This is a genomic window from Flavobacterium soli DSM 19725, from assembly GCF_000422705.1.
In the GTDB taxonomy this organism is placed as follows: Bacteria; Bacteroidota; Bacteroidia; order Flavobacteriales; family Flavobacteriaceae; genus Flavobacterium; species Flavobacterium soli.
Genome location: NZ_AUGO01000003.1, coordinates 1 through 18,853, shown reverse-complemented (window position 1 = coordinate 18,853; position 18,853 = coordinate 1). Strand labels below are relative to the sequence as shown.

19 protein-coding genes are annotated in these 18,853 nt (G+C 37.4%); 3 read left to right on the top strand and 16 right to left on the bottom strand.

Features of this window, described 5'->3' with window-relative positions; genetic code table 11:
- Window positions 1-106 precede the first annotated feature (106 nt).
- Together purE and G508_RS0105550 are read right to left on the bottom strand one after the other, a co-directional pair.
- Window positions 107-586, bottom strand: a complete 480-nt coding sequence (purE, locus tag G508_RS0105560) for a 5-(carboxyamino)imidazole ribonucleotide mutase (RefSeq protein WP_026704382.1) — start codon at window positions 584-586, stop codon at window positions 107-109.
- Between the two features lie 322 nt (window positions 587-908).
- Complete coding sequence (locus tag G508_RS0105550) at window positions 909-2,069, bottom strand: 5-(carboxyamino)imidazole ribonucleotide synthase (protein WP_026704381.1); 1,161 nt, start codon at window positions 2,067-2,069, stop codon at window positions 909-911.
- Window positions 2,070-2,227: 158 nt separating this feature from the next.
- Here G508_RS0105550 and G508_RS0105545 point away from each other — a divergent pair, with 158 nt between their 5' ends.
- The 3 genes from G508_RS0105545 to hemN all read left to right on the top strand — a co-directional run bounded on the left by G508_RS0105545 (window position 2,228) and on the right by hemN (window position 6,313).
- Window positions 2,228-2,905: a hypothetical protein gene (locus tag G508_RS0105545; protein ID WP_026704380.1), complete on the top strand. Its 678-nt coding sequence runs from the start codon at window positions 2,228-2,230 to the stop codon at window positions 2,903-2,905.
- Between the two features lie 83 nt (window positions 2,906-2,988).
- The gene (locus G508_RS0105540) at window positions 2,989-4,815 is read left to right on the top strand and encodes a hypothetical protein (protein WP_026704379.1); all 1,827 of its coding nucleotides are present in this window, start codon (window positions 2,989-2,991) and stop codon (window positions 4,813-4,815) included.
- Window positions 4,816-4,948: 133 nt separating this feature from the next.
- Window positions 4,949-6,313: an oxygen-independent coproporphyrinogen III oxidase gene (gene hemN / locus G508_RS0105535; RefSeq protein WP_026704378.1), complete on the top strand. Its 1,365-nt coding sequence runs from the start codon at window positions 4,949-4,951 to the stop codon at window positions 6,311-6,313.
- Window positions 6,314-6,779: 466 nt separating this feature from the next.
- On the opposite strand, the gene G508_RS0105530 is transcribed toward hemN, so the two are convergent.
- The 14 genes from G508_RS0105530 to G508_RS0105460 form a co-directional block, all read right to left on the bottom strand.
- Window positions 6,780-7,481, bottom strand: coding sequence for a sulfite exporter TauE/SafE family protein (locus G508_RS0105530; RefSeq protein WP_026704377.1), 702 nt, complete (start codon window positions 7,479-7,481; stop codon window positions 6,780-6,782).
- Between the two features lie 119 nt (window positions 7,482-7,600).
- A complete protein-coding gene (locus G508_RS0105525) occupies window positions 7,601-8,050 on the bottom strand; it encodes a FixH family protein (RefSeq protein WP_026704376.1) in 450 nt (149 codons plus the stop codon).
- A 22-nt stretch (window positions 8,051-8,072) separates the two neighbouring features.
- Complete coding sequence (gene ccoG / locus G508_RS0105520; protein ID WP_026704375.1) at window positions 8,073-9,494, bottom strand: cytochrome c oxidase accessory protein CcoG; 1,422 nt, start codon at window positions 9,492-9,494, stop codon at window positions 8,073-8,075.
- Window positions 9,495-9,506: 12 nt separating this feature from the next.
- Complete coding sequence (locus tag G508_RS0105515; protein WP_026704374.1) at window positions 9,507-10,409, bottom strand: cbb3-type cytochrome c oxidase N-terminal domain-containing protein; 903 nt, start codon at window positions 10,407-10,409, stop codon at window positions 9,507-9,509.
- Between the two features lie 8 nt (window positions 10,410-10,417).
- Window positions 10,418-10,588, bottom strand: coding sequence for a CcoQ/FixQ family Cbb3-type cytochrome c oxidase assembly chaperone (locus tag G508_RS0105510; RefSeq protein ID WP_026704373.1), 171 nt, complete (start codon window positions 10,586-10,588; stop codon window positions 10,418-10,420).
- A 2-nt stretch (window positions 10,589-10,590) separates the two neighbouring features.
- A complete protein-coding gene (gene ccoN / locus G508_RS0105505; protein WP_026704372.1) occupies window positions 10,591-12,783 on the bottom strand; it encodes a cytochrome-c oxidase, cbb3-type subunit I in 2,193 nt (730 codons plus the stop codon).
- Window positions 12,784-12,785: 2 nt separating this feature from the next.
- Window positions 12,786-12,977 carry a cbb3-type cytochrome oxidase assembly protein CcoS gene (ccoS, locus tag G508_RS0105500; protein ID WP_026704371.1) on the bottom strand — a complete coding sequence of 64 codons (192 nt, stop codon included), beginning with the start codon at window positions 12,975-12,977 and terminating at the stop codon, window positions 12,786-12,788.
- Between the two features lie 196 nt (window positions 12,978-13,173).
- Window positions 13,174-13,524 carry a DUF2200 domain-containing protein gene (locus G508_RS0105490; RefSeq protein WP_026704370.1) on the bottom strand — a complete coding sequence of 117 codons (351 nt, stop codon included), beginning with the start codon at window positions 13,522-13,524 and terminating at the stop codon, window positions 13,174-13,176.
- Window positions 13,525-13,547: 23 nt separating this feature from the next.
- On the bottom strand, window positions 13,548-14,228 hold the full coding sequence (locus G508_RS0105485) for a hypothetical protein (protein WP_026704369.1): 681 nt from the start codon (window positions 14,226-14,228) through the stop codon (window positions 13,548-13,550).
- 102 nt (window positions 14,229-14,330) lie between these two features.
- Window positions 14,331-16,262 (bottom strand): HEAT repeat domain-containing protein, encoded by a 1,932-nt coding sequence (locus G508_RS0105480; RefSeq protein ID WP_026704368.1) that lies wholly within the window; start codon window positions 16,260-16,262, stop codon window positions 14,331-14,333.
- A gap of 54 nt (window positions 16,263-16,316) precedes the next feature.
- Window positions 16,317-17,228, bottom strand: coding sequence for a tetratricopeptide repeat protein (locus G508_RS0105475; protein WP_026704367.1), 912 nt, complete (start codon window positions 17,226-17,228; stop codon window positions 16,317-16,319).
- Between the two features lie 51 nt (window positions 17,229-17,279).
- Window positions 17,280-17,450: a hypothetical protein gene (locus G508_RS19995; protein ID WP_157485885.1), complete on the bottom strand. Its 171-nt coding sequence runs from the start codon at window positions 17,448-17,450 to the stop codon at window positions 17,280-17,282.
- A gap of 146 nt (window positions 17,451-17,596) precedes the next feature.
- Complete coding sequence (locus tag G508_RS0105465; RefSeq protein ID WP_026704366.1) at window positions 17,597-18,094, bottom strand: hypothetical protein; 498 nt, start codon at window positions 18,092-18,094, stop codon at window positions 17,597-17,599.
- A 19-nt stretch (window positions 18,095-18,113) separates the two neighbouring features.
- The gene (locus tag G508_RS0105460) at window positions 18,114-18,635 is read right to left on the bottom strand and encodes a GNAT family N-acetyltransferase (protein ID WP_026704365.1); all 522 of its coding nucleotides are present in this window, start codon (window positions 18,633-18,635) and stop codon (window positions 18,114-18,116) included.
- Window positions 18,636-18,853: the final 218 nt, after the last annotated feature.

The following is an 18,853-nucleotide window of genomic DNA, read 5'->3' as shown; positions in this document are numbered from 1 at the left end:
TCGGTAATTTAACCACAATCCCAAAGCCTCGGGAAGCGAAGTTGTTAACGCAAAGAACACAAAGCTTTGCGAACTTGGCGTAAATGTGTTCTTTGTGGTTAAAAAACTATTTCAAACCTTCTGAAGCTTTAAGAACAGCTTCTTTCAATCCATTTTTATAGGCTATCATTTTATCCTGAACCGCTTTATCAGCACTTCCAATAATTTGTGCAGCTAAAATCCCAGCATTCTTAGCTCCATTTAAAGCGACAGTTGCAACAGGAACACCGCCTGGCATTTGCAAAATAGAGAGAACACTGTCCCAACCATCAATGGAATTGCTCGATTTTACGGGAACGCCAATCACAGGAAGTGGCGACATCGAAGCGACCATTCCTGGTAAATGTGCAGCACCACCAGCTCCGGCAATTACAACCGAAATTCCTCTTTTGTGGGCATTCATACTAAAATCAAAAAGTTTTTCTGGAGTTCTGTGAGCCGAAACGATATCAACTTCTGTTTCGATTCCGAATTCCTTTAATATGTCGATGGCATCCTGCATTACTGGCATGTCAGAAATGGATCCCATTATTATAGCTACTTTCATTATTTTTTGTTTAGTTGTTTAAGGTTTAAAAGTTTAAAGTTGCTTAGAATTATCATTAATAATAAACAGAACAATAAATTATAAATTAAATGGTTGATGTGACTTCCGTGTTGTAATTCAAATCCACATTCATTTTTTACTTGAAATTGATAATAAATTTTGAAAGGAAACCCAATTTCAAAATTTGGAAATGTATTGTTTGATTTGTGGCTTATAGCAGAAAATAAAAATGATAAAGAAGAAACCGTACAAAATAGTATAATTGAATAGATACTGAATTTTATAAGTTTTGTTGTCATTTTCAAATTGACTAATTTTCAAATTATCTAATTGAGCTCACCACTCTAATCAATCCCTTCACTTCCTCAGCAATCTTCCTAGCCTTAACAATATCCTCATCTACAATCGTAACATGTCCCATTTTTCTAAACGGTCGTGTTTCACGCTTGCCATAAATATGAGGCGTCACACCATCAATTGCCAATATCTTTTCGATATTTTCATAGACCACATCACCAGAAAAACCTTCGGCTCCAACCAAATTGACCATAATCCCAGCCACTTTGCTATCGGTATTTCCTAAAGGTAAATCCAGAATCGCTCTCAAATGATTTTCAAATTGCGAAGTATAGCTGGCTTCAATAGAATAATGTCCTGAATTATGGGGTCTTGGAGCAACTTCATTTACCAAGATTTGATCATCTTCGGTTTGAAACATTTCCACAGCCAAAAGTCCGACGTGATTGAATTTCTCCGAAACTTCAAGTGCAATGGCTCGTGCTTTTACCGCAACGGCATCGTCGATTCTGGCAGGACAAATCACATATTCTACCTGATTAGCTTCTGGATGAAACTCCATTTCCACAACAGGATAGGTCTTGATGTCGCCTTTTGGATTTCTTACCACAATTACCGCCAATTCATTCTTAAATGGCACCATATCTTCTGCAATACATTCCACATCCGGAAGATTTTCCAAATCTACAACCGAACGAACGACTTTTACGCCATTTCCATCATACCCAAATTCAGTGCTTTTCCATACAAATGGCAACGGAATTTTTCCTTCCAAACAATTTAAAACCAATGTTTTTAGGTTTTCAAACAATCTGAAATTAGAAGTTGGAATGTTATTGTCCTTATAAAAAGCTTTTTGTCTTCCTTTGTTTTGAATGCCTCGAAGTGTGGCTGGTGAAGGATAAACTTTAATGCCTTCTGCTTCTAATTTTTCTAAAGCTTCTAGGTTTACAAGTTCAATTTCGAAAGTCAAAACATCCACTTGTTTTCCAAAATTATAGACCGTGTCAAAATCCATCAAACTTCCCTGAAAGAATTTATTACACGCCATTCGGCTTGGTGCTTCGGCACTTGGGTCTAAAACATACGTTTGGATATCGAATTTTCGGGTATCTGCCAAAAGCATTTTCCCTAATTGGCCTCCGCCTAAAATACCGAGTTTGAAATCGGACGAAAAGTAATTCATTGTAATTGTGTTGTTGTGAGTGCAAATATAGGTATTTAGGATGCAATAGGAAAGTGCGGATTTACAAGAATGGACGATTTAATTTTATAAATTTTTACTAAATCCGAACTACCACAACACTATTTTCGTAAATTTATAAAATACCTAACCCAACCAATATGTCTTTAAATGTTACTCCGCCAGACGGAGGTTTGCCGTATACTGAAACCAATATGGAATATATTTTTCCAGAACCACTAAACGCCATTACCTCGATTTTCTTTCTGTTTTTGGCAGGTTATTGGACCTTCAAATTGAAAGGACAATTCAGGCAACATCTGTTTTTGTCGGCTTGCGTTTTCCTTTTATATATTGGTGGAATTGGAGGAACAATTTACCACGGTTTACGCCAATGGAGCTTTTTTATCATGATGGATTGGTTGCCGATTGCACTAATCTGTATCTCTGCTGGAGTTTATTTCTTGGCAAAAATCACCAGATGGTATTTTGCAATAGGTGTGGTGTTCATCTATATCGGACTCACATTTTACCTTCGACATGAAATCGATGCCAATCTTTTTATCAATATCAATTACGGAATTCTTGGAGCGTTGGTGCTGTTTCCGGTGCTTGCTTTTTTGGCGTATACCAAATTTAAAAATGGCATCTGGGTTGGCTTGGGATTATTCTCTTTTGTAGTGGCCTTGTTTTTCAGAATTGCCGACCGATGGGATTGGCTCGACTTCGGAACCCATTTCCTATGGCACGTTTTCGGGGCTGTCGCGGCCTGGAGCATGTTCCATTATATTTATCTGATTAATGAAACGAAGATGCTGCAGAGTCGAAGTGTGTCTTAAAATCGCACTTTTCTTCTACATGATTTTTATCATATTTTATCAGGATTTCAAATCTAATATTTGCAGTTATTCAATTTTAAATTATGACTGCAAACACACCGTTACACACTTTTCATATTCCCGTGATGGGACTTGCCTATACGATTGACAGCCCGATTCGGGTGGCCCATTTCGGAATTTCATCGGTGATTTCGATTGTGGATGATGAATTGATCGAAAAGATGAATGCTTTTTACAGCAAGAAATTCGACTTGCCGTATCAGGAAATTACTCAAAAAATCCATGATTATCGAGCGGAAAGAATTACTTCCTATTTGAATTTGGTCGATAAAATCGTAAAGGAAAAATTCGAGCATTTTAAAAATGAACTTTCTGAAAGCAAACAAGCCATTGCTGATTTTATGGCAATGCTTCCGAATCAATCTGCTATAAAAAAAGGACTGAAAAACTTTATCGAAGAGGGCACTTTGGTAAAAGAACAAGTGTTGCATTATCTTGAAAAGCATCTTTCTCCAGGCGAAATCGATGTGAACATTATGACGAAAGTCGACAAGGAAAACTTCATTAAAAACGAAGCCTTGCCTGTCGAGTTCAACGATGCTCATTCGGCTCTTCGTGGTTTTGCAAAAAGTAATCTGAATTCTTCGGTCGTACTTTCGGCTGGAATGAATCCGAGGTTGTACAGCTATTTTGAAAACTTTCCAGATTTCTTCCCAGATGAAAATAATGTCCTCAAAAAGAAAATAATCCTCAAAGTAAGCGATTTTCGTTCGGCTATGATTCAGGGAAATTTCTTGGCGAAAAAAGGGCTTTGGGTTTCAGAATATAGGATAGAATCAGGATTGAATTGTGGAGGTCATGCCTTTGCTACCGATGGTTTTCTTCTTGGTCCGATTATGGAAGAATTTAAAAATAAGAAAGGCGAATTGATTTCTGGAGCTCATCAATTGATGGTAAAAGCATTAGAACAGAAAGGTTTTCCAATTCCGAATGAACCTTTACATCTGAAGATAACCGTTCAAGGTGGCGTTGGAACTTCCGAAGAACATTCTTTTTTATTGGAACACTATAAGGTCGATTCTATCGGATGGGGTTCGCCTTTCTTGTTGGTTCCCGAAGCCACTTGTGTCGATAAGCAAACCCGTGATTTATTGGCGAAAACCGAAGAAAAAGATTTGTATTTGAGTCATATTTCGCCACTTGGAATTCCGTTTAACACGATAAAAGGCACGACCAACGAAGCGATTAAGCAACACCGAATTGCCGAAAATAAAGCAGGAAGCTCGTGTCCGAAGAAGTTTTTGGCCTTGAGCCGAGAATATGATGCAAAGGGAATTTGCACGGCTTCGAGAAAATTCCAACAGAAAAAACTGGAAGCTTTGGAAGAAGAAAAGCTGACAATTTCAACCGATTTATACGAGAAAAAGAAAAACGAAATCACCGAAAAAGCATGTCTTTGTGTCGGATTAACTAACTCCTCTTACATCGAAAATCACATCAAGATAAAAGGCGAAGCTCAAGGCGTTGTTATTTGTCCGGGACCGAATATGGCCTATTTCGATAAGGAGGTTTCGTTTCTGCAAATGACACAACATATTTATGGCAATGCCAATGTGATGCTGAACGAAAACCGCCCAAATATGTTCGTGAAAGAACTGCAATTGTATGTAGATTATCTGCAAAAGGAAATCAAAAATACAGTTGAAGCAACTGCCGGACAATTAAAAAAATGGCAGAATTTCAAAGCCAATCTTTTAAATGGAATCGAATATTACGAAGATTTATTTCTGGATAGCATTTATTTCAAAAAAGAGAAAGATAGCATGTTTGAGGCTTTTTATGATTTGAAAAAAGAATTGCATTCAATGGAATTACAAAGAATCGAAAATGAACTGAACCGTATCGCTTAAGAATAAATTTAGGCTTTGCGACTTTGCGTGAAATCATATCTCGCAAAGTCGCAAAGTTTTATCCCTTATATGATAATTGTCATTTTAAATTTTCCCCTTCCGTTTTACTTTTGAATACTGAAAATAATGCATTATGAAACATTCCCTCATCCAAAAATACAATGTTCCAGGACCTCGATACACCAGTTATCCAACGGTTCCGTATTGGAATGAAGCCGATTTTGACTATGATAAATGGGTGGCTTCACTTAAGAAATCTTTTGCCGAAAGCAATACTTCCGAAGGCATCAGTCTTTATATCCATTTGCCTTTTTGCGAAAGCATGTGCACTTTTTGTGGTTGCCACAAACGTATCACAAAAAATCATTCTTTGGAAGATCCTTACATCAAGGCGGTTTTGAAGGAATGGCATTTGTATTGCAAAATTTTAGGCGAGAAACCCATCGTGAAGGAGTTGCATTTGGGTGGAGGAACCCCGACTTTTTTTTCTGTCAAAAACTTGGAAGACCTCATCAATGGTATATTTTCGCATGCCACAAAACATGCTGAATGTGAGATGAGTTTTGAAGGCCATCCCAATAATACAACACGCGAACATTTGCAGAAACTCTACAATCTCGGTTTCAGGCGTGTGAGCTTTGGTGTTCAGGATTATTCACTAAAGGTGCAAAAAGCCATCAATAGGGTACAGCCTTTTCAAAATGTAGCGAAAGTAACGTTTCAGGCTCGTGAAATTGGGTATACTTCTATCGGTCACGATATTATTTTTGGGTTGCCTTTTCAGGAGGTTTTGGATGTGGTAGATACCATCGAAAAGACAAAATCGCTACTTCCGGACCGTTTGGCGTTTTACAGTTATGCCCATGTGCCGTGGATTAAAGGAAACGGACAACGCGGTTTTAAGGATGAAGATTTACCCCGTGACGAACAAAAAAGAATGCTTTACGAAATAGGGAAGACCTTGCTCGATAAAAACGGCTACCATGAAATTGGGATGGATCATTTTGCCCTGAAAAAAGACAGCTTGTACAAAGCCTTTGAAAACGGCAACCTGCACCGAAATTTCATGGGCTACAGTGCTTCCAAAACGCAGTTGATGATTGGCTTGGGTGTTTCCTCTATTGGCGACAGCTGGTATGGTTTTGCTCAAAATGTAAAGAATTTGGAGGATTATTATCAGCTATTAGAATGGGATAAACTACCCGTTTTTAAAGGTCATATCCTGACTGACGAAGATTTAATCATTCGAAAACACATCCTGAATTTGATGTGTAAATTTGAAACATCCTGGGAAGAAAAAGGTACTTATTTCGAAGAGATTCCTGAAGTGATGTTGCAATTGGCCGAAATGAAAGAGGATGGTCTTATTAGTATCCATGAGAACTCTATCAAGGTTACTGAAGCTGGAAAACCTTTTGTGCGAAACATTTGTATGGCGTTTGATTTACGCTTGAAGCGGAAGGCTCCGGAGAGGGAGTTGTTTTCGTTGACGGTGTGATTAGGTTTTATCCAGAATATTTTAAGTCATGCTTGCCATAATTAATTGAGAATATTCTTTTTAATAAAGTTCGAAGTGTAATAAATCACCCTATAACCTCATCCGTCAGGTTGTTTGCTTCGTTGAAGAGGTTTAGAGTATGGTAATTGATGTTCCAAACATGGTAAATCATGTAAATTACTTCGACTGAGAGGTTATTTACCTCATCGGTCACCTTCCGAACCTAAAAGATCACGTTGATAACCTCGACGACGACGTTATTTGCCTCATCGAAGAAGTTCGGAGCATGGTAATTGATGTTCCGAATATGATAAATCAAGTAAATAACCTCATCGACGACGTTATTTGCCTCATCGATGAAGTTCCGAGTATGGTAATTGATGCTCTGAACATTAAATTTGATGTTCCGAACATCAAATTATTATTCACAACTAAGTATTTTCTCTTGCTTCTTGCCTTTTTTCCATCAATGACAATTCCCCCTCTCCTGAACAAACAAACTCATCCCCGAAGGCGAAACATAAGGAATTCCAAGTCCCAAACCTCTTAAAACAAACAAAACCCCAATACAAACCGCTACATACGGAATCGCTTTCTGGATCTTATTTCGAAAAGAAACCGTGATAAAGGATTGTACATACACCGCGGCACTCATCATTGGTATGGTTCCCAGGCCAAACAAAACCATATATAAAACGCCAAGACCGGCATTTTGCATGGCGATAGCTCCGAACAAGGCCACATAGACCATTCCGCAAGGCAATAGTCCGTTGAGTAATCCGATGGTGAAAAGGGATTTATAGCTTCGGTTTTTGAACTGGCTTCCTAGTGCGGTTTTTATTTTGGAAATCAACCTGAAAATAGGTTTCGAGAAATTATATTTTGCAAAAATTTTTTCGGGTATCAATACCACGAGTATCATCAAAAGCCCAATGAAAATAGAAAGTTGTTGCTGTATTCCGGCCAAATAAAATCCTCTGCCAATCATTCCAAAAAGCAATCCGATAGAACTATAAGCGGTTAATCTCCCTAAATGATAGGTGATGATCTGCGTGACTTTCTTCGCAGGATTGTTTCGTTCCACAGGTAACATCATCGCGATGGGACCACACATCCCGATGCAATGGAAACTGCTGATAAGGCCGAAAAGTAGAGCAGTGGAGAGCATTTTGTTTTTATTTTTGGCTAGAAGATGGGAGATGGAAGCGGGAAGATGGAAGCGGGAAGATGGAAAGAAGAGTCCTGAATTACTTTTTTCTTCCATCTCCCATCTTCCATCTTCCAAACTTATTGCAAATAAAGTACTTCCTTAAACTGAAATTCCTTCCCTTCATATTCCCAATTTAAAGTAATATCCCATCGACCGCCTACCAACTTGTTTTCAGGTATGAGCAAAGTAGAATCAGACAACGAAATCGGAATTTCGAAATCCAATTTTTGGTTAGACGGCCGGTATAGGGATACTTTTCCTTTGATGTTTTTGGGGTTGAATTGTGAGGGGAATGTAATTTTTATACCTTTTTCAAAAGCTTCTATTTTTGGTTTCACAGTCAAATCTTCTGCACTTTGAATCTTTTGCATCTCTTCCTGAAAACGGGCATCGTGCTTGTAATAGTCTTCCACTACAAGTTCGTTGTCATATTCGGGATTCGATTGTACTTTGAAAACAAAGAACAGTATAAAGGCCATAAACAACCCGAAGGCAATTACGATTGAGGTTCCCCAGTTGATTTTCATCTCTTTATTATTTATTATTATTTTAATTAAAACTCCTCGGACTTAAAAAATTAGTCGTTGTAGTTTCGAGCAACACATCACCATTATAAATTCCGATTTCCAGTTGGGTTTTGTCGCTTTCCAGCAAATATTGATTGATTTCTATAAACAACGTTCCTTGTGTCATTCCTTGATTCATCACTTTGAAATGTGAGTCGCCTACTTTTTTAATCTCTCCCTTGTGAGAAATCAATTTAAAATAAACATCCTTGTAATCTTTTACCGTCTTGTTGACGATTTTATAGGTATAAACATTGCTGATTTTCTCTCCTTTATGCTGGAACAATTGTCCTGGAAGTCGCAAAATGGTAGCTTCCATGTCGTTTCTCAAAAAGAGCATTCCGATGAAGATTCCAATTAGGATAAGCAAAACAGCTGTGTAGCCTTTCATTCTGGTCGTGAACTTGAACGGCTCTTTCTTCTCGATTTCATCTTCAGAGGCATATCGGATGAGGCCTTTTGACAAGCCAACACTGTCCATGATCGTGTCGCATTCGTCGATACAAGCCGTACAATTGGTGCATTCCAGTTGTGTTCCGTTTCGGATGTCGATTCCCATCGGGCAAACATTTACACATTGTTTGCAATCGATGCAATCTCCTTTTCCAGTAAGGCTTCGGTTCTCTTTTTTGTTGAATTTCGCCCGACCTTCTTCCTTTTCACCCCGAACAAAATCGTAGGCCACATTGATGGATTTATTGTCCAAAAGAACGCCTTGCAATCTGCCGTAAGGACAAGCGATAATGCACACCTGCTCGCGAAACCAAACAAAAATAAAATAGAAAACTCCGGTAAAAATCAACAATGCAATAAAGTTACTCGACTGCTGTAACGGACCTTCCTTTATCATCAAATAGAGCTGGTCGCTTCCAACAACATACGCCAGAAAAACATTTGCAATTAAAAAAGAAACCATAAAAAAGATCGTCCATTTGATTCCTTTCTTGCGGATTTTTTCGGCATTCCATTCCTGTTTGTGCAAACGCATTTGAGCTCCTCGGTCGCCTTCTATCCAGTATTCGATTCTTCTGAAAACCATCTCCAGAAATATCGTTTGGGGACAAATCCATCCACAGAAAATCCTACCATAAACGACCGTAAAAAGAATCACAAACACGATTCCGGTAATCATCAAAATCACAAAAAGATAGAAGTCCTGTGGCCAAAACGGAAATCCCAAGATATTAAAACGACGTTCCAAGACGTTGAACATCATGAACTGGTTGCCGTTGATCTTGATAAACGGATTGGCGACCAAAATGGCCAGCAAAACATAGCTTACATATTTCCGGTATTCATAGAATTTTCCGCTGGGCTTTTTCGGGAAGATAAACTTGCGTTTTCCTTGCTCGTCTATCGTCCCGATGGTATCCCTAAACGCTTCATCATCTCCTACGTCAGACATAATTTCTTTGTTTTATTTTTGAGCTACTTCTTTTGCTGTATCATCTACCCAAACATCCCCTTCTGGAGCTTTTGCATCTTTGGGATTTGTTCCTTTTAGCGAGATGATATAACTTGCTACATGTTGAATTTCGGTAGGTTTCAAGTTGCCTTTCCATGCCACCATTCCTTTTCCGTCACGGCCTCCATTGGTTATCGTATGGAAGATGTTTTTGATGCCTCCACCTAGAATCCAATTGTCATCCGTAAGGTTTGGCCCAATCTGTCCTCCACCATCTGGACGGTGACAGGCAACACAATTGGTTTCGTAAATAGCTTTACCTTTTGCCAATTCGCTTGCATCGGTCAGGAGGATAACGGTTTTTTCGTCCATCAAATCGGGAGCCGTCTTTTTATATTCTTCAATATCAATTTTGGCTTGAGCCATCTCTTTCTGAAATTCCATTTCTTGATTATCAGCTCCCATGATTTCAAAGCGAACCAAATAGACCGCTGCAAAGCCTATACAACCATAGAAAAGATATACCCACCACGGCGGTAAGTTGTTGTCCAACTCCTTGATACCATCATAATCGTGATCCAATAACAAATTGGCTTCGTTTTCAATGGGTTCAGATTTGGTCAATCTTTTCATCAGGTTTTTGTACCATTCGGTTTCGGTCAAGCCGAGGCTGGTGGCGTCGTCCAATTGCTTCCGTTGCTCGTCGGTCATGATGCTGTACGTCACATTATCTACCGCACTCATCGTGATCTCTATCGCTATCAGTATAAACAGAAAGACAAACAGAAACAGTGTCAGCATCGGATATTTGATAAAGGCAGGTCGGTCGCCAGATTCGATAAAGAACTCCATCGCCCCGAAAACCGCAAAGAAAATTACGGGAACCCTAACATATACTGGAAGTATTTTTTTCATGACTTTGATTATTTATGGTTCAGTGGAATCTGGCTCAGCTCTTCGATTTTTTCTTTCTTATAGGAGAACACCCAGATGCCAAGTGCCAAAAAGAACAGAAAGAAGATCAGCAAGGAAAGGATCGGATAGATTTCTACTCCTGCTATGGTTTCCATATTGTGTTTGATTGCTTCGAACATAGCTATTGTTTTTTAATGTTGTCTTTTATTTTAATATCAGTACCTAATCGTTGCAAATAGGCAATCAAGGCTGTGATTTCCCTTTGATGCATAGGAACAAATGCTTCACCTTTGGCTGCAGCCGATTTTCTGCTGTTTTCATAACTTTTTACAAAATCAGGATCACTGTACAAGTTTTTTTCGATGGCGATTGCCTGTTTCTGAATACTGCTTTTTGCATTGGCAACCTCAGCATCAGAATAGGGAACACCCAATTTTTGCATGGTTTTCATCTTGGTTTCGATATCCGAGATGTCCATTGCCTCATTATCAAACAACCATTTATAACCAGGCATTATGGAACCTGATGAGGTACTTTGTGGATCCCACATGTGGTTGAAGTGCCAGTTGTCGTTGTATTTTTGTCCGACTCTCAACAAATCCGGACCTGTTCTTTTAGAACCCCAAAGGAAAGGATGATCGTATACAAATTCTCCCGCTTTAGATTGTGGTCCATAACGTTCGACCTCGCTTCTAAAAGGGCGAACCATTTGAGAGTGGCATCCCACACAACCTTCACGGATATATAAATCACGACCTTCCAGTTCAAGCGGTGTATAGGGTTTCACACTGGCAATAGTAGGGATATTAGAATCGACCATGATCGTAGGAACAATCTGAATGATACCACCAATCAAGATGGCAACAGTAGCTAAAATGGTCAATTGGATTGGTCTTCTTTCTAACCAAGGGTGGAATTTTTCGCCTTTGATTCTACCTTTGCTGATTTTTTGCAACGCTGGAGCTTCCGCCAATTCGTCTTCTACCGTGCTATTGGCTCTCATGGTTTGAATGATGTTATACACCAAGACAAACATCCCGAAGATGTACATGCATCCACCGATCATTCGCATCCAATACATTGGCATAATTTGCGTCACGGTTTCCAAGAAGTTGCCATACATCAGGGTTCCGTCTGGGTTGAATTGTTTCCACATAGAAGCCTGAGCAAATCCGGCAACATACATCGGAAGGGTGTAAATAATGATTCCCAATGTTCCGATCCAGAAGTGGAAATTAGCCAGTTTTGTTGAAAACAAAGGTCCTTTTGTCATTCTCGGAATCAACCAATAAATCATACCAAAAGCCAAGAAACCATTCCAGGCCAAGGCCCCAACGTGAACGTGTGCTACGATCCAATCGGTAAAGTGGGCGATGGCGTTTACGTTTTTAAGCGAAAGCATCGGTCCTTCAAAAGTCGCCATACCATAACCGGTAATGGCTACCACGAAGAATTTCAAAACAGGCTCTACACGAACCTTATCCCAAACCCCTCTCAAAGTCAATAATCCGTTGATCATACCACCCCAAGATGGAGCAATTAGCATGATTGAGAATACCACTCCTAGGTTTTGAGCCCAGTTAGGCAAAGCCGAATATAAAAGATGGTGAGGTCCAGCCCAGATGTAAATAAAAATCAACGACCAGAAGTGAATGATAGAAAGCCGATAAGAATACACCGGACGGTTGGCAGCTTTCGGAACAAAATAATACATCAACCCAAGGAAGGGTGTGGTCAGGAAAAAGGCAACCGCATTATGACCATACCACCATTGCACCAAGGCATCCTGAACACCTGCATAAACAGAGTAGCTTTTTAGAGCCGAAACAGGCAAAGCCAAACTATTAAAGATGTGCAAAACGGCAACGGTTACAAAAGTGGCCAAGTAGAACCAGATCGCGACATACATGTGGCGTTCCCTTCTCTTGATAATGGTTCCAATCATGTTGATACCAAAAACCACCCAGATGAGAGCGATTGCAATATCGATTGGCCATTCTAATTCGGCATATTCCTTTGATGAGGTGTAGCCTAAAGGAAGTGAAATAGCTGCCGCTACAATAATCAATTGCCAACCCCAAAAGTGCAGACTGCTCAGGAAATCGCTGAACATTCTGGCCTTTAATAATCGCTGAAGCGAATAATAGATTCCGGCAAACATCGCATTCCCAACGAAGGCGAAGATTACTGCATTGGTGTGTAAAGGTCGCAATCGCCCAAAACTCAGACACGAAATTCCGTCGGTGAGGTTAGGGAATAAAAAGAGGATGGCCAATAATAGCCCAACTGCCATCCCTACCACCCCGAAAAGGATCGTAGCATAGATGAACTTCTTTACAATTTTGTTGTCGTAATAAAATTGTTGCATTTCCATGGTTAAACTTTTTTTTCTGCTGTTGTTTGTATTTGTTTTTGGTTGTTCTTTTTTAGCTCATCGTCAAAAAGCATTCTGACCGATGGCGTATAATCGTCGTCATACTGCCCTGTTTTTACCGCCGTGATAAAAGCGATAAAAAAGCCTATGGCTACAACGATGCTGATGGAGATTAATAGATAAATGACACTCATACCTCTAGTTTGTGTTCAGCAAAGTTAGGGTTGAGGTTCGGGGTAAAATATGATATATATCATACTTGGGAGAAAATATTGGGGAGGGAAGTTGGAAGATGGGAGATGGAAGAAAGTGGCAATAAAAAAACCGCAAAGAATTTTTGCGGTTGTGTAGTTGAATTATGTACTATAAATGCTGATTAGGAAAGGAAGCTTAGCTCCTCAGTATCTTCTCCATCGTTTTTCCTTTAGCCAGTTCGTCAATCAATTTGTCGAGGTATCGGATTTTTTGCATCAGCGGATCTTGTATATCCTCGACACGATAGCCACAAATGACACCTGTGATTTTCGATACATTTGGATGGAGTTGTGGTGCTTGTGCAAAAAAAGTTTCAAAGTCAGTCTCTTTTTCGAGGTGTTCTTGAAAGGTTTTTTCATCATATCCCGTCAGCCAGTAAATGATCTGGTCGACTTTTTCTTTCGTTCGGCCCTTTTTTTCTGCTTTGTTGATATACATCGGATATACTTTGGCGAAAGCCATTTTAAATATTCGTGTGTTTTCCATTTTTGGAGGGTTTAATATAGCTTTTAATTCATAGGGTTTTTTATGAGTTCCTTGAATTTTGGAATAGTAAATAAAGCGTCATCGAGAGTTTCTACTTTATATTCTAATATGGTTTGCACTGTATGAGCCATAAAACCTTTCTGCTCCATTTTTAAAGGTAGACAACCAATCTTTTTTAAGATTTCTTCCCAATGTCCGTATTTGTGTCCTTTGAATAATACAGCATCCATTTTAAAATAATTAGGATTGTACCAGAGTGTCATTTCTCCCATATTTGACTTGACGATAACAGACTTGCATGGTATTCCTAATATAGTTTCGGTCTTGTCACTCTCGAGGATTTCTTTAAAAGCGTCAAGGTACATTTTACTGTCAACGGTTACCGCTGTGTCTGAATTCATTCCCCAAGAGTAGAGTAATTTATCTTTAGGATTAAACGCTTGAAATCCTTTTTGAGTTCCTATTTCCATTTGAGATACATATTTATCTTTTTTGTAAAAATACTTTTGAAGGATATAGCCTCGTTCTCCAAACTGCTCTTTAATGCCTTTTTGCCAAGTACTGTCAGGAATCATTTCTGGGTTTGGATTTAGAGCTTCTAGTTTGTAGGTAATCCAACCCTCAAAGTTTTGTCCGAATGATAAGCAACATGTTAGTGCTAAAATAAAGGTGATAAATTGTTTCTTAAATTTAATCGTATTCATGTTTGCCAATTTTAATTTGATAGGTTGAAGTTGTTTAATGATTTTTAGTGTATTGTAAAGCTATAAATTTTCTATGATAGTTTTTATAATTTGCAATAGGTACTATTTTGCTAATTGTTTTTTTATTTCTGTTACTGCTTTGACAATGTCGTCTTTTAGGTCGCCAATGTAAAAATTACTATCTATAATATTTTGGAAAAAATCTACATCCATTTGATTAGGCATTAGTTGGGCATATTCAATGAATTTTGTTAAGGGTGTGGACGAGATACTCTTGCTAAATCTATCTTCTATATCATCGTGATATACGCCATCATTATATCGAAAAGAAATGTTTGCTTCTGGCAGTTTAATTTCTTGGATAATTTCTTGAAAATTAATTTTCACCTGATGATTTGAAGGGATTCTTACCTCTATTAGAAATTTTAGTTGAGGATTTTTTCCAGCCAATACTTCTTTTGTGTTTTCAATAAATGCTATAACATGAGTGAGTTCATATCCATTTTTGCTTAAACTCGGAGAAAAATTTTTCTTAAAACTTTCCTCTGAATTCTTTTTAATCTCGAAAAGTATTTTACTTTTCCCAAAATCTTCATTTATTCCATGCCAATCAAAAATAGATTTATATATACTATGTCTAGCTTCCTTGATTTTTAATGTAGCAAATGTTTGTATGTACTGATTGTGCCAGCTTTTTTGATTTCTGCTGTCAAGAGTATCTTTGTAAGTGAAAAACTTTTCATAATCGGTTAGTAAAAATGAAACTGTAGCATCATCGTTAAACTTTCCAATACCACAGCAGATAGATATCGTATAATCTGGACTAGAATGCTTGTTTCTATTGCAAGTTGAAATGTAGTTTTTAAAGCTTGGCAAGCATTCTGTCAAATTATCGTCAGCAATCATCATGGATATTTGAAAAATTAATTTGTCATTCTTATTATCCAGATGTTTGTTAATATACTTTATGTATTCCTTACTTCCAATTTTTTTAATTGCAGCAATCACAAGATTAAACTGTTCCTCATCATCCGTGTCAAGCAATAATAACAGTTCTGGAACTGCTGGTTTGTATTTCCATTCTCCAAGTGTTGCAATGATTTCTGTTTTACCTCCGTCAATTCTGTTCATCACAGGATCCATGAGGCTTGAAGGGCCAAAATTTCCTTCGGCGGAAGACTTCAACTTATTCAACAAGATGGGTGCTACAATTTCTATATTTTCATTTTTAAGTTGTCTAACAACTTCTCCTTGTACGATTGTATTTTCATCATCAAGTAATGCTATTAATACATTTCTTGATTGCTCTGTTTTAATATTGCCCATAATCTGAACAAGGGCATATTTTGAAGAAGGATTTTGTATTTTGATATATGATTCATAGCTGTCAATATATTTAGTATACTCCAATAAATACAGCATCATCAAATACTGAGAATTTAAATCAGATTCATTTACATTCTCAATTGCTGTAGTTAGTTTTTTTAAAAACCCTTGATTGCCCTTTGTTTTGTAATAGAATTTTAAAAATTCCTCAAATTCTTTTAGGGAATAGTAGGTTTGTCCCTTATAATAAGTTGTTTGAATTAAATCATACTGGATTTTTTTATCCTCTACCTTTAAATCCCCCGATGTTGGTGACCAGACATAAAACGATTTTTTATTTTTATAGGCATTGACAAAATTTTTCAAGTCAGGCTCTTCAATTAATTTTTCTTTCCAATAATCAAGATTTTCCTTGTTAGGTTTGTTTAAGTTTAGAAAAACTAAATACCGGCTTCCTTTAGTCATTTTGTCAATCGGGCCGTAGCGATTGCTAAATCCTGAAATCCAAATTTCTTCCCCTTCATTTAGTGTTCCTTTGTAAGTCGTTATTACTTTTGCATTGGCTCTAAATTCTCCATCTGAAGAATATTCTACTAAAGCAATTTGATCTGAATCGTCTAGCATTTTTTTCCAAGACGGATCAATCCAAGAATCTGCTTTTACTTGAAAGGTTGTGATGAAACAAAATAGAAATAATAGTTTATTCATGATTTAACTTTTTTTATAATGCTGGCAAGTACATCAAATCGATTTGTCTACTATTTATTTATTTTGAAGCAAGTCGATTTGTCTCTTTGCAAATTCTTGCATTTGTTCGTCACCTAGTTCAATGGTTTTTTTATAATATTTGATAGCACTTGCAGTATCATTTTTTAGTTTATAAGCATGTGCAATATTACTCAGAACAATCGGATCATTAGAATTCAATTTTTCTGCTTTTAGAAGAGATTCGAGTGCTTTGTCGTATTCTTTTTGAATCATGAATACAATTGAAATATTTGATAAACTCTCAATGTTGTCTGGATAATACTTTAGTACAGCTGTGGCAATTTGCTTCATGTTATTAAGTAGATCGTTGTTTTCTGTATTATAAAGCTGTAATTGATAACTCTGAATGGATCCTAACATGAAATCCTTTGCATCATCGAGCGGTTTGTTGTTCGACCAAATCCATTTATTTTGGTTTTTGTTGGAGTAATCTAGTGTTTCTATAATTGCAGTAGTGAAAGAGGAGTAATCTTCTAGTTCTCCATATAAATAAATCTCTCCAAATCGCATATCCAATCGGTTAGGATGTGTTTTGACTCCTTTCCTAATCCATTCAAATGCTTTTTGAACTACTTGTTGATCATAATAGGCTTCTCCATATATAAAACCAACAGGATCGGTTTTGGTAGAATCTTGATCCATAAGTTGAAAAACAGTATCACCTTGTGGATCTTGTCCAAGTGCTATTACTTCTTTGCGACTTTTATTTGCATAGAAATTAAAATTGGATACAAATAGTTCCGCATCATTAGGAGCTACCTTCTCCCATTTTTCTAGTAGAAGTTGTTGTGCCAGGGTGTCTTGCTTTTGAAATAAATTATCAAACTCTTTCTTGAAATCTTGTGCATGTGTTGCATTAAAAAGAAAAGTTAAGCCAATAATGAAATGGAGTGTTTTTTTATTCATGGTTATAATTTTAATAGAGGTAATGGTAACAGCTTCAATGAAAAGTGACTACTAGAATGCAGCATCAAGTTCCATTTTATCTATAGATTCCATTTCAATCTTTTTCTTGCTAATTAATTTCAATCCCATCTTAAACATAAAATAAATGATAACCCCAATTAGTACTATTCCAAATAAGGAACCAAATGCATAACCGATACCTTCAGAAGCTAATTTTTCCATTGTGTCAATAGTTGCTGTAATCGCATTAATAAAAGATACTAAAGCCGCTAGAGAAAGAATTCAAGCAAAAAGGATTAAAATGATTCCGGCAATTTTTTTTAGTAGGTTCATATTTAGTTAAAAAGAGAGTCTTATTAAGTTCTAAATTATTGTATGTTTATGGAGTTGACAATCCTTTCTTTAGTTGTTTTAAATGTATCAGAATCTTTTTTAAATTCTAAAAGCTGAATGAGGTAGCTAGAATGCTTTTTTACAAAAGCAAACATTTCTACTACTTTTAGCTCTTTTTCCATCTCTAAGGAAAAAGTTAAGTGTAGCACTTTTACACCATCTATTTCCATTATAGCGTCTTTAAGGATTGCACCTTTGCTTTTCTTTAAAACACCGTTTTTTATTCCTTCAAAAAAGGCCTCATTATTAAAGTCTTTTAGGTCAACAACACCTGTAGTTAATTTGTCTTTTGTGACAGTGATATAACCGTCATCAATTAGCCCTCTAACAAAAGTTACATCTTGTAGTTCGCCTTCTTCGGCATCGTCTGGGATTTCTAATGTAAGTGTTTCGTCAAATTCATAAAGAAAAAGCTCTTGGGCAAAACTACTATTGCTGAGAGCGAAAAAAAGAATAAGTAGAATTTTTTTCATGTTGGATAAATTTTTATTACTACTTCAATTCCAATTTCATCATGATATCAATCTGTTCGTCATCGCCTAATTTAAAAACATGCTGATCAAAGGCAACAAAACCATTTTTTTTGTAGAACTGTATCGCTCTCTTGTTTTCTTCCCAAACTCCTAGCCAAACATACTCTGCATTTCTTTCTCGGGCCACTTCAATGGCTTTGTCATAGAGTAGTTGCCCCACTTTCTTGCCATGAAAATCCTTCAATACATAGATACGTTCAATTTCGACTGCCTTTTCATCTTGTAGTTCCGTTTGCGAAGTTCCAAAGTTCAGTTTTAGATAACCGATAACCTCACCTTCAAGTTGAGCCAGATAGAAATTTGTATGCTCGTCATTGAGTTCAGCAGTTAGTTTTTCGAGCGAAAATCCAGTGTCTAAATAGTCCTGCATATTCTCCTCACTGTTTCCTTCCGAAAAGGTTTCATAAAAAGTTTGTCTCCCAATCTTTTGCAGTTGGTCGATAGCAGTAAGTGTTATTTTGGTGATTGTGATAGGAGACATTTTGCTGTTTTTATTTATGATGCTAAATTTAAGCACTTCATTTTTTATTTTCTCCTCAGTTCCCTAATCAATTCCCTGTTTCTACGTTCGGCACGAGCGTTTTGCAAAGAAAGAACCGCCCATATTGCAGCCGGAATCCATCCTATTAGCGTAATCTGCAGGATCAAACATAGAATTCCAGTCAGGATTCTGCCTCTAAGCATGAAGGAAAGGAATGG

What these genes read in the sequence shown, in the direction of transcription:
- purE (WP_026704382.1), bottom strand. Translation starts at nt 586, where the DNA reads ATGAAAGTAGCTATAATAATGGGATCCATTTCTGACATGCCAGTAATG.
- G508_RS0105550 (WP_026704381.1), bottom strand. Translation starts at nt 2,069, where the DNA reads ATGAATTACTTTTCGTCCGATTTCAAACTCGGTATTTTAGGCGGAGGC.
- G508_RS0105545 (WP_026704380.1), top strand. Translation starts at nt 2,228, where the DNA reads ATGTCTTTAAATGTTACTCCGCCAGACGGAGGTTTGCCGTATACTGAA.
- G508_RS0105540 (WP_026704379.1), top strand. Translation starts at nt 2,989, where the DNA reads ATGACTGCAAACACACCGTTACACACTTTTCATATTCCCGTGATGGGA.
- hemN (WP_026704378.1), top strand. Translation starts at nt 4,949, where the DNA reads ATGAAACATTCCCTCATCCAAAAATACAATGTTCCAGGACCTCGATAC.
- G508_RS0105530 (WP_026704377.1), bottom strand. Translation starts at nt 7,481, where the DNA reads ATGCTCTCCACTGCTCTACTTTTCGGCCTTATCAGCAGTTTCCATTGC.
- G508_RS0105525 (WP_026704376.1), bottom strand. Translation starts at nt 8,050, where the DNA reads ATGAAAATCAACTGGGGAACCTCAATCGTAATTGCCTTCGGGTTGTTT.
- ccoG (WP_026704375.1), bottom strand. Translation starts at nt 9,494, where the DNA reads ATGTCTGACGTAGGAGATGATGAAGCGTTTAGGGATACCATCGGGACG.
- G508_RS0105515 (WP_026704374.1), bottom strand. Translation starts at nt 10,409, where the DNA reads ATGAAAAAAATACTTCCAGTATATGTTAGGGTTCCCGTAATTTTCTTT.
- G508_RS0105510 (WP_026704373.1), bottom strand. Translation starts at nt 10,588, where the DNA reads ATGTTCGAAGCAATCAAACACAATATGGAAACCATAGCAGGAGTAGAA.
- ccoN (WP_026704372.1), bottom strand. Translation starts at nt 12,783, where the DNA reads ATGGAAATGCAACAATTTTATTACGACAACAAAATTGTAAAGAAGTTC.
- ccoS (WP_026704371.1), bottom strand. Translation starts at nt 12,977, where the DNA reads ATGAGTGTCATTTATCTATTAATCTCCATCAGCATCGTTGTAGCCATA.
- G508_RS0105490 (WP_026704370.1), bottom strand. Translation starts at nt 13,524, where the DNA reads ATGGAAAACACACGAATATTTAAAATGGCTTTCGCCAAAGTATATCCG.
- G508_RS0105485 (WP_026704369.1), bottom strand. Translation starts at nt 14,228, where the DNA reads ATGAATACGATTAAATTTAAGAAACAATTTATCACCTTTATTTTAGCA.
- G508_RS0105480 (WP_026704368.1), bottom strand. Translation starts at nt 16,262, where the DNA reads ATGAATAAACTATTATTTCTATTTTGTTTCATCACAACCTTTCAAGTA.
- G508_RS0105475 (WP_026704367.1), bottom strand. Translation starts at nt 17,228, where the DNA reads ATGAATAAAAAAACACTCCATTTCATTATTGGCTTAACTTTTCTTTTT.
- G508_RS19995 (WP_157485885.1), bottom strand. Translation starts at nt 17,450, where the DNA reads ATGGAAAAATTAGCTTCTGAAGGTATCGGTTATGCATTTGGTTCCTTA.
- G508_RS0105465 (WP_026704366.1), bottom strand. Translation starts at nt 18,094, where the DNA reads ATGAAAAAAATTCTACTTATTCTTTTTTTCGCTCTCAGCAATAGTAGT.
- G508_RS0105460 (WP_026704365.1), bottom strand. Translation starts at nt 18,635, where the DNA reads ATGTCTCCTATCACAATCACCAAAATAACACTTACTGCTATCGACCAA.